The sequence below is a fragment of the Mesorhizobium sp. CA8 genome (genome assembly GCF_020164955.1).
Taxonomy (GTDB): Bacteria; Pseudomonadota; Alphaproteobacteria; order Rhizobiales; family Rhizobiaceae; genus Mesorhizobium.
Genome location: NZ_JAIUHG010000011.1, coordinates 162155 through 171776, shown reverse-complemented (window position 1 = coordinate 171776; position 9622 = coordinate 162155). Strand labels below are relative to the sequence as shown.

The following is a 9622-nucleotide window of genomic DNA, read 5'->3' as shown; positions in this document are numbered from 1 at the left end:
GGTGAGGATCCACCTGCAAGCTTCTGGCCCAGAAATGCTTCCGCCAGGCTCAACTGCCCCGTCTGCTTCACCGCCATTGCGATTCCCTCCGAGCTTCCTTCTCAGAGAATCACAACCAGCCAATTACGCAACAGGCCCGCAAGGGGAGAAGGGGAAGCTGGCGTCACGGCATCAGCTGATATTCATAAAGCTTCTGGTAAAGCCCGCCCTGCTTGAGCAGGGTCTTGTGCGGGCCGCTTTCCAGCACTTTGCCCTTTTCCAGCACCACGATCGTGTCGGCCTGGTGCACGGTCGACAACCGGTGCGCGATGACGATCGTCGTGCGCCCGACGGTGAGCTGCTGCAGCGCGTCGCGGAACAGCGCTTCCGACTCGGCGTCGAGCGCGCTGGTCGCCTCGTCGAGCAGCAGGATCTCGGCGTTGCGCAGCATGGCGCGCGCGATCGAGATGCGCTGGCGCTGGCCGCCGGAGAGCAGCGAGCCGTTCTCGCCGACCTCCGTGTCGTAGCCTTTGGCCATGGCGCTGATGAAGTCATGCGCGTTGGCGGCCTTGGCGGCGGCGATCACCTCCTCGTCGGTCGCGCCCTCGCGGCCGAGACGGATATTGTGCATGACCGTGCCGGCAAACAGGAACGTGTCCTGGCTGACATAAGCGATCTTGCGCCTGAGCGAATCGAGCGTCGCGAAGGAGATGTCCTGGCCGTCGAACAGCACTCTGCCCGTCTGCGGGTCGTACATGCGCATGATCAGGTTGAGGATCGTCGACTTGCCGCTGCCCGACGGCCCGACCAGCGCCGTCATCTTGCCGGCCGCGAGCGTCAGGTCAAAACCTTCGAACACCGGCGGGCTCTCCGGATAGGCGAAGCTGACATTATCGAAGCGGATTTCGCCGGGACCGGGTTGCAGCGGCGTGGCGCCGGGTTTCTCGGCGAGCGTCAGCGGCCGGTCGGCGAGCTGAAACATCATGCGCACGCCGACGATGCCCGTCTCGAGCGAGATGCGCACGCGGGCCAGACGCTTTGCCGGCTCATAGGCCAGCAGAAGTGCCGCGATGAAGGCCATGATGTTGCCCGGCATCTGGCCGCCCTGCAGCACCAGCAGGCCGCTGACCAGCACCGCGCCGGCGATCGCCAGACCGGCAAGCGTTTCCATAACCGGGCTGGTGGCGGCTTCCAGCGTCGCGATGTTGTTGGCGCGGGTTTCGACATCCGAAACCGCCTTGTGCATGCGCTTGCGCATCGCGGCTTCCAGATTGAAGGATTTGACGACCCGCACGCCGATCGCCGTCTCCTGCATCACATGCACGATCTGGCCGAGCGAGATGAATTCCATCGCCGCGATCTTGCGCACGCGCTTCAGGATGCGGTTGACGCCGTAGATGGCAATCGGCCCGGCGACGAAGCAGATCAGCGACAGCGCCGGCTGTTGCCAGACCATGACCCCGACCAGGACGATCAACGTTACCAGGTCGCGCACATAGGAGGTGACGACGAGGTCGAGCACGCTCCGCGCGGCCTGCGCGTTGTTGGTCATGCGGGCGATCAGCTCGGCCGACGAGGTCGAATGGTAGAATTCGATGCCTTGCGCCAGGATGCGATCGTAGATCTTGCGCTGCCGGTCGGCGATGATGGCATTGCCGACGCGGCTCATGAAATAGGCCTGGACGAAGCTGGCAAAGCCCTTGAGCAGGAAAATCGCCGCGACGCCCGCCGCGATCAGGTTGACGCGGTCTAACCTCTTGAAGACGACGAATTCATTGGTGATCTCGCGCAGGATCCAGGCGCTGGCCCCGGTCATGGCGGCTACAACCAGCATCGACACTATGGCGGCGCCATAGCCGAACTTGTGCTCGTGGAACGATTCCCTCACCAGCCTCGCGATGAGGCGCTGGTTTTCCGTGGAGCGGAAGAAGCGAAACAACGGCCGATCCTGTCTCTGGCTTGCCAAGAATTTCGGATTCGCCACGAGGACGAGAGGCGGCTTATAGAGCGAGTTGCGGCGCGATGGAACCTTTCGGGTGCCGGGGAAAGAAAAGGCTGCGTCAGACTGTCTTTTCAGACACGATGAGTGCCGATTCTTGGGAAAGGGTGACGACAGATGGATTTCGACCTCATCGTGCGCGGCGGCACGCTGCCGGACGGCAGGATTGCCGATATCGGCGTTGCAGGGGAAACCATCCGTGCGATCGAGCAGAAACTGCCGGGCTCTGCGCCGACCGAGATCGACGCGCGCGGCAACCTGGTCTCGCCGCCGTTCGTCGACCCGCATTTCCACATGGATGCGACGCTCTCCTACGGCATTCCGCGCATCAACGCTTCCGGCACGTTGCTCGAAGGCATCGCGCTATGGGGCGAGCTGAAGCCGCTTTTGACGCATGAAGCCGTGCGCGAGCGCGCTCTCGCCTATTGCGACTGGGCCGTCTCGATGGGCCTGCTCGCCATCCGCAGCCATGTCGACGTCTGCGACGACCGGCTGCTCGCGGTGGAAGCCCTGCTCGACGTGAAGAAAACCGTCGCGCCCTATATCGACCTGCAGTTGGTCGCCTTTCCGCAGGACGGCCTCTATCGCGCGCCGACTGCGCTGAAGAACACCATCCGTGCGCTCGACATGGGCGTCGACATCGTCGGCGGCATCCCGCATTTCGAGCGCACCATGGCCGACGGCGCCCGCTCGGTGACGGAGCTTTGCGAGATCGCCGCCAAACGCGGGCTGATGGTCGACATGCATTGCGACGAGACCGACGATCCGCTGTCGCGCCATATCGAGCAACTGGCCTTCGAGACGCAACGGCTCGGGCTGCAGGGCAGGGTGGCCGGCTCGCACCTCACCTCCATGCATTCGATGGACAACTACTACGTCTCGAAGCTTTTGCCGCTCATCGCCGAGGCCGGCGTTTCGGCAATCCCCAACCCGCTGATCAACATCATGCTGCAGGGGCGCCACGATACTTTCCCGAAGCGGCGCGGGCTGACCCGGGTGAAGGAGATGCAGGCGCTCGGCATTCGCGTCGGCTGGGGCCAGGATTGCGTGCTCGACCCCTGGTATTCGCTGGGCACCGCCGACATGCTCGACGTCGCCTTCATGGGCCTCCATGTCGCCCAGATGTCGAGCCCGGCCGACATGGCGCGCTGCTTCGACATGGTGACCAACGTCAATGCCGCCATCATGGGGCTCGACCATCTGGGCCTTGCCGTCGGCAAGCGGGCGAGCCTCGTCGTGCTCGATGCCGGCAATGCGATCGAAGCCGTGCGTCTGCGTCCCGAACGTCTCTGCGTCATCGCCCGGGGCAAGGTGGTGGCCGAACGCACCAAGCAGGAAACGCGGCTGTCGATCGCCGGCCGGCCGGCGCAGGTGAACCGGCGGCACAGGGCGGGCTAGAACCAGCCGATTTCCGTCGCTGGTCTTACCGGCTAGCCGATTTTCCCTCGTCAAACCGGCCGCTTGCGGCTAGGGAGCGGCATGGCTTCGCTCGCCCGCAATTTCACGATCAGGAACATGTTGCTCGCCGGCATCCTGTTGATGCTGGCTGGCGACTTCATGTTCGCGCTGAACGACGCGATGGGCAAATGGCTGGTCGCTTCGTTCTCCGTCGGACAGGTGGTGCTGATCCGCTCGATCGGCGCCTTCATCGTGCTCGGCCCTATGATCGCCAACCAGGGCACGGCCAGGCTGTTTCACATGGACCGGCCGCTTTTGCAGTTCCTGCGCGTCGTGGCCACCACCACCGATACCGGGCTTTTCTATGCCGCGGTCGTCTACCTGCCGCTCGCCGACGTGATGAGCTTCTACATGGCGGGGCCGATCTACGTAGCGGCGCTGTCGCACCTCCTGCTCGGCGAAAAGGTCGGCTGGCGCCGTTGGCTGGCTATCCTGGTCGGCTTCTGCGGCGTGCTGATCATTTTGAAGCCGTCTTCGGCCGCCTTCTCGCTGTCGTCGGCCTTCGCGCTGGTGGGCAGCATCGCCTTCGGCTTCGCCATCATCCTCGGCCGCCTCCTGCGCGGCACCAGCGACACGACTTTGGTCGCCTGGCAGACGATCGGCACGCTGATTGTCGGCGGCCTGCTCACCATCGGCGCCTGGAACACGCCCTCGGCGCTCGATTTCGGCGCCATGCTTCTGCTCGGCGTCGTCTCCTGCGCCGCGCATCTGATGATCACAAGGGCACTGAAGCTGGCGCCGGCCTCGACGCTGGCGCCGCTGCACTACAGCCTGCTTCTGTGGGCGGTGGTCTTCGGCCTGGTCTTCTTCGGTGACGTGCCCAGCCCGCGCATCCTGGTCGGTGCGGCCATCGTCGTGCTTGCCGGCATGTTCATCTTCCACCGCCAGAAGGTGGTGGAGACCGAGGTGCCGCCGGAGAACGTGCCGAAGGGCGTGAACTAGGATTCAGGCCTGTGTTCAGCCCTCTCGCACGGCGGCGAGATGCCGCGCAAACTCCGCCGTTTCCATCAGCGCCTTGCAGCGGGCGAAGCGGCCGTCGGCATAGGCGCGGAAATCGTCGACCGGATTGTCGTTGGCGAGCTGGATCAGGCCCCAGAGCGTCCAGAGCAGGTCGCACATCGCCTTGTAGATGACGACGCGGCCGCGCTCCGCCGGCCTCGCCTCGCCGGCGAAATAGGCGCTCATCAGTTCCTCATCCTGGTCCGCATCGAACTTGCCCTCGACCGAGAGGTCGCCGAGGTCCCACAGCGGATCGTTCATCCCGGAATATTCCCAGTCGACGATCCACATTCGCTCCCCGGTATCGAGGAAGTTTTCGCACAGCGGGTCGCAATGGCAGGCGGCGAGCGGGATAGGGTGCGCGGCAAGCGCCGCGCGCACCGCGCCTGCCTCGCGCACCACATCGTGGTAGCCGGAAGGCAGCGCCACGTCCTTGGTAGACAAGACCTTGAGATAGTCGTCAATCATCGCGAAGAGCTCGAAGCGGAAGGGAAACACGGCGCCCGATGAATGCAGCTTCCGGAAGGCCTTGCCCGCACGCGTCGGGCTGCCCGGCCGCGCCTTGAATTTCTCCGGCGACATCGTCTCGGCGCCGGCGATAAAGCGCGTCGCCATCAGGCCGGACGCGGGATCGGCATAAAGCACTTCGGGGCTGACTCCGGCCCTGGCCGCTTCGCGTGCTGCCACCGCCTCGTTGGCGCGGTTGATATATTCTTCCGTACCCTTGCCGGGAATGCGCAGACACACTTCGCCGGCCCTGTAGACCATGTTGGTCAGGCCGGCCAAACGCTCCAGCGGCCCGTCATAGCCTGCCAGCGCCGGAATGGTGGCCAACGCGGCGCGCGCCTCGTCCATCGTCATCCCCTTTACCATCACACGATGTTTTATAGCGGAACGGTTCCACAGTTTTTGCCGCTTGGCTACCATTGCTGGTACGATTCGGCGGCGGGAGCAGAAATGGCGGACGGCAAGCAAAACAACGCGCTAAGCGCGGCCTACGCCGCCAAGCGGCCGGAGGAAGTGGCCGCGGTCTATGACAGTTGGGCCGCGACCTATGACGCCGACATGTCGTCCGCCGGCTATCGCCACCCGACGATCTGCCTGGCGCTGCTTACCCGCCATTTGCCGCGCGGCGCCGAACCCTTGCTCGATGCCGGCGCCGGCACCGGCCTGATCGGCGAATGGCTGGCCATCACCGGCTATCCGAGGGTCGAGGCACTCGACATCTCGCAAGGCATGCTGGACAAGGCCGGCGCCAAGGGCGTCTATACGGCGCTGCATCGCCTGGCGATGGGCGATGCTCTGCCCTTCGCCGACGACGCCTATGGCGGCATCGTCTCGGCCGGTGTCTTCACCTCTGGCCATGTCGGGGTCGAGGGCCTGGACGAGTTGATCCGCATCTGCCGCCGAGGCGGCGTCATCGTGCTGACGGTGAAGAACACGCTATGGGATGCCGGTTTCGCCGGGCGGATCGCCGAGCTGGAAGCGCGTGGCACGATAAGCCGCCTCGAAGAGACACGGCCTTATGCCTCGATGCCCGGCGAGGGTGACCCCGTGCCGAGCCGTTGTCTGGCGCTACGCGTCGGCTGACCTGCGCTGCGCGGATCAGGCCTTTATCTTCGTCCCGGCCGGATCGTACAGCGGCTCGAGATGGATTTTTGCCGGCGTGCGTTCCATCGCCACCACCAGCTCATAGTCGCCTGAGGCGAGGAACTCGTCGCTGACGCCGTCGGCATTGCGCACATAGCCGTAGCCGATGTTCTTCTCCACCGTGTAGCCGTAGCCGCCGCTAGTCAGATAGCCGACGGGCTCGCCATTGCGCAGGATCGTCTCGCGCCCGACCAGCACGATCCCCGGCTCGTCCACCGTGAAGCCGGCAAAGCGTTTCGCCGGCGCCTTGCCGGCCGCTTTCTCCAGCGCGCTCCGCCCGACAAAGTCGGTGTTCCTGCGAAGCTTTACCGCCCAGCCAAGCCCCGCTTCAAGGGGCGTGTCGTTCGGCGTGATGTCGGAACCCCAGGCGCGATAGCCCTTTTCCAGCCTGAGCGACTCCAGCGCCCGGTAGCCGACCGGGCGGATGCCATGCGCCTTACCTCCCGCCATCAGCGCATCGAAAACCTCACCGGTAGCCGCGATCGGCACATGCAGCTCCCAGCCGAGCTCGCCGACATAGGTGACGCGCAGCGCCTTCACGCTATGGCCGGCAATCTGGATTTCGCGCGCATGGCCGAAGGGGAAGGCGGCATTCGAGACGTCGGCCTCCGTCACCGCCGAGAGCACGCCGCGGGCGCGCGGTCCCATCAGCGACAGCGTGCCGAAATCCTCGGTGACGTCGGTCAGCCTGGCGTCGAGGCCGGAGCCGATATGGTCGCGGATCCAGGACAGGTCATGCGTGCGGAAGCCGGTGCCGGTCACGATGTAGAAGCGGTCCTCGCCAAGCCGCGACACGGTGAGGTCCGCCTCGATGCCGCCGCGCGTGTTGAGAAGCTGCGTGTAGGTCAGCCGGCCGACCGGCTTGTTGACGTCGTTGGCGCAGACCCAATCGAGCGCCTTCAGCGCATCGCTGCCGGTCAGCTCGTATTTGGCGAAGGAGGACTGGTCAAAAATGCCCACCTTCTCGCGCACATGACGGTGCTCGTCGCCGACCGGGCCGAACCAGTTCTGGCGGCCCATCGAATAAACGTCCTCGGCGGCTGCGCCATCCGGTGCGAACCAGTTCGGCCGTTCCCAGCCGAGCTTGGAACCGAACACGGCGCGATGCGCCTTCAGCCGCTCATAGAGCGGCGAGACGATGCGCGGCCGCCCGGACAGATATTCCTCATGCGGGAAGCCGATCGTGTAATGCTTGCCATAGGCTTCGAGCGTGCGGTCGCGGACCCAGTCGCGGTCGCGATGCAGGCTAGAAAAACGCCTTATGTCGACAACCCAGAGGTCGAGCGGGGCCTCGCCGTCGACCACCCATTGCGCGAGCACCCAGCCGGCGCCGCCGCCAGACGCGATGCCGAAGGCGTTGAAGCCTGCGCCGACGAACATGTTGGAACATTCCGGCGCCACGCCGAGGATGAAATTGCCGTCTGGCGTGAAACTTTCCGGTCCATTGATCATCTGCTTGACGCCGGCGGTTTGCAGAGCTGGAACTCGCGCGATCGCCTGCGTCATGTGCTGCTCGAAATGATCGTAGTCGTCGTCGAACAGGCGGAACTCCCAGTCGTTCGGGACGTCGCCGCCGGGAAGTCCGGTTGCCCAGGCCTGCGGGTTCGGCTCATAGCCGCCCATCACCAGCCCGCCGACCTCCTCCTTGAAATAGGTGCGGCGGTCGGGGTCGCGGATCGTCGGCGCGTCGTTGGCAAGCCCTTCGATCTTCTCGGTGATGATGTATTGGTGCTTGACCGGCTGCAGCGGCACGTTGATGCCTGCCATCGCGCCGACCTGCCGCGCCCATTGCCCGGCGCAGTTCACCACCTTCTCGCAGGCGATGTCGCCTTTCGAAGTCTTCACCACCGTGATGCGGCCGTCCTTCATCGTGAAGCCGGTGACGCGCACGTCCTCGAACAGTTTTGCGCCATGCAGGCGCGCGCCCTTGGCGAGCGACTGGGCAATGTCTGAGGGGCTTGCCTGCCCGTCGGTCGGCAGCCACGAGGCGCCGACCAGGTCGCTGGTCTCCATTAGCGGCCACATTCGCTTCACCTCCGCCGGCGACAGAAGCTGCATGTCCATGCCGAAGCTTTTGGCCGTGGTCGCCAGCCGCTTGAACTCGGTCCAGCGGTCGGCGTTCGTCGCCAGCCGCAGGCAGCCGGTCATCTTCCACCCGGTCGCCAGGCCTGTCTCGGCCTCAAGACCCTTGTAGAGCTCGACCGAATATTTGAGCACGCGCGTGATCGAGGCCGACGAGCGCAACTGCCCGACAAGCCCGGCGGCGTGCCAGGTCGAGCCGGAAGTCAGCTTGCCCTGCTCGAGCAGCACCACATCGGCCTTGTGGTCGCGCGCCAGATGATAGGCTGTGGAACAGCCGATGATGCCGCCGCCGATGACGACGATTTCGGCATGGCTGGGCAAGGTCATGACTTGGTCCCGTATTTCGTCCGGTAGTTCTCCAGCGCCGCGTCGAGCCGGACGAGGTTTTCCTCGGTATAGGCGACATAGTCGATGCCGGGCGCGTCGAGATAAAGCTCGGAAACCATGCTCCACATCGCTTCGCGCAGCAGCGAGGCGCATTGCATGGCGGCATGCGAGCGGCGGATTTCGCCGTCCGGCTCCTTCATGAAATAGGCTGTCATGAAGGCGAAGGATTCATCATCGCTCAGGCCGGCATTGGAGGCGGCGCCGGCAAGATCGAACATCGCGGTGTTGAAGCCGGCATATTCGAAATCGATCAGCCACAGCCGCTTGCCGTCGTCGAGGATATTGGCCGGCAAAAGATCGTTGTGGCCGAAGACGATCGGCAGCAGCTTCTGCGCCCGCTCGAGCTCGTCGGCCAAGGCCAGATAGTGTGGCAGCTCACTCTTCTTGCGGCTGCCGCCCTCCTCCAGCGTGCGTGCATAGTCGCGAATGACGTGGAACACCCAGAACATGAAGCCGGCGCCGGAGACATGCTTCGGCATCTCGCGATGAAAGCCGCGCAGCAGCGCCGCCACGCGGCCGAGATTGGTCCGCACGTCTTCAGCAAGGAAGGTCCTGGCGCCGAGGAATTCCGTCACCAGGATGCCGGGCTCGGCATAGTGCACGGCCGGCGCGAAGCCCGCCGCATGCGCCGCCCGCGCCGTCATCACCTCGCGCTCGCGAAAGACATGGTGGAACGGGAAGTCCTGGCCGAAGCGCACGACATGCCGCCCGGCCGCATCCGTGACGACATAATTGGCGTTGCTGAGGCCGCCCGGCAGCGGCTCGATCTCGATGCCGCCTTTCCAGCACGGCAAGGCGCGGATGCGGTCTTCGGCACTCACAGCTTCGCTCCGGCCTCAACTGGCCCCGCTGACAACGACGATGGAACGAAATAAAAAAGCCTCGTCGGTGCGAGACGCCAGGATCGGTATCCCGCACCGCACCGACGAGCCCCTTGGCCAGGTATGATATCCCGGCATCCGCCCCCGCGGATTCGATAAAAGCTCGCGCCCGGCTGGTTCCAGGCGATCTGGTCACTAGGTTGCGGCTCTGCCATCACCCTCCCGCGGCAGTTCCGAGCCTGTCACA

The 9622-nt window shown here is 64.8% G+C and carries 7 protein-coding genes; 3 read left to right on the top strand and 4 right to left on the bottom strand.

Going from position 1 to position 9622, the window contains the following annotated elements; all coding sequences use genetic code 11:
* Positions 1-163: 163 nt before the first annotated feature.
* Positions 164-1918, bottom strand: coding sequence for an ABC transporter ATP-binding protein (locus LB553_RS14865; RefSeq protein ID WP_224514298.1), 1755 nt, complete (start codon positions 1916-1918; stop codon positions 164-166).
* 177 nt (positions 1919-2095) lie between these two features.
* On the opposite strand from LB553_RS14865, the gene LB553_RS14860 reads away from it, so the two are divergent.
* On the top strand, positions 2096-3376 hold the full coding sequence (locus tag LB553_RS14860; RefSeq protein ID WP_224514295.1) for an amidohydrolase family protein: 1281 nt from the start codon (positions 2096-2098) through the stop codon (positions 3374-3376).
* 81 nt (positions 3377-3457) lie between these two features.
* Positions 3458-4378 carry a DMT family transporter gene (locus LB553_RS14855; RefSeq protein WP_224514293.1) on the top strand — a complete coding sequence of 307 codons (921 nt, stop codon included), beginning with the start codon at positions 3458-3460 and terminating at the stop codon, positions 4376-4378.
* Between the two features lie 15 nt (positions 4379-4393).
* Here LB553_RS14855 and LB553_RS14850 read toward each other — a convergent pair whose 3' ends face one another.
* Positions 4394-5296, bottom strand: coding sequence for a phosphotransferase family protein (locus LB553_RS14850; protein WP_224514292.1), 903 nt, complete (start codon positions 5294-5296; stop codon positions 4394-4396).
* 96 nt (positions 5297-5392) lie between these two features.
* On the opposite strand from LB553_RS14850, the gene LB553_RS14845 reads away from it, so the two are divergent.
* Positions 5393-6025, top strand: a complete 633-nt coding sequence (locus tag LB553_RS14845) for a class I SAM-dependent DNA methyltransferase (protein ID WP_224514291.1) — start codon at positions 5393-5395, stop codon at positions 6023-6025.
* A gap of 15 nt (positions 6026-6040) precedes the next feature.
* Here LB553_RS14845 and LB553_RS14840 read toward each other — a convergent pair whose 3' ends face one another.
* A complete protein-coding gene (locus tag LB553_RS14840; protein ID WP_224514290.1) occupies positions 6041-8494 on the bottom strand; it encodes a GcvT family protein in 2454 nt (817 codons plus the stop codon).
* On the bottom strand, positions 8491-9375 hold the full coding sequence (locus tag LB553_RS14835; protein WP_224514289.1) for a phosphotransferase: 885 nt from the start codon (positions 9373-9375) through the stop codon (positions 8491-8493). Before LB553_RS14835 ends, LB553_RS14840 begins: the two co-directional genes overlap by 4 nt.
* Positions 9376-9622 lie beyond the last annotated feature (247 nt).

What these genes read in the sequence shown, in the direction of transcription:
- LB553_RS14860 (WP_224514295.1), top strand. Translation starts at nt 2,096, where the DNA reads ATGGATTTCGACCTCATCGTGCGCGGCGGCACGCTGCCGGACGGCAGG.
- LB553_RS14855 (WP_224514293.1), top strand. Translation starts at nt 3,458, where the DNA reads ATGGCTTCGCTCGCCCGCAATTTCACGATCAGGAACATGTTGCTCGCC.
- LB553_RS14850 (WP_224514292.1), bottom strand. Translation starts at nt 5,296, where the DNA reads ATGACGATGGACGAGGCGCGCGCCGCGTTGGCCACCATTCCGGCGCTG.
- LB553_RS14845 (WP_224514291.1), top strand. Translation starts at nt 5,393, where the DNA reads ATGGCGGACGGCAAGCAAAACAACGCGCTAAGCGCGGCCTACGCCGCC.
- LB553_RS14840 (WP_224514290.1), bottom strand. Translation starts at nt 8,494, where the DNA reads ATGACCTTGCCCAGCCATGCCGAAATCGTCGTCATCGGCGGCGGCATC.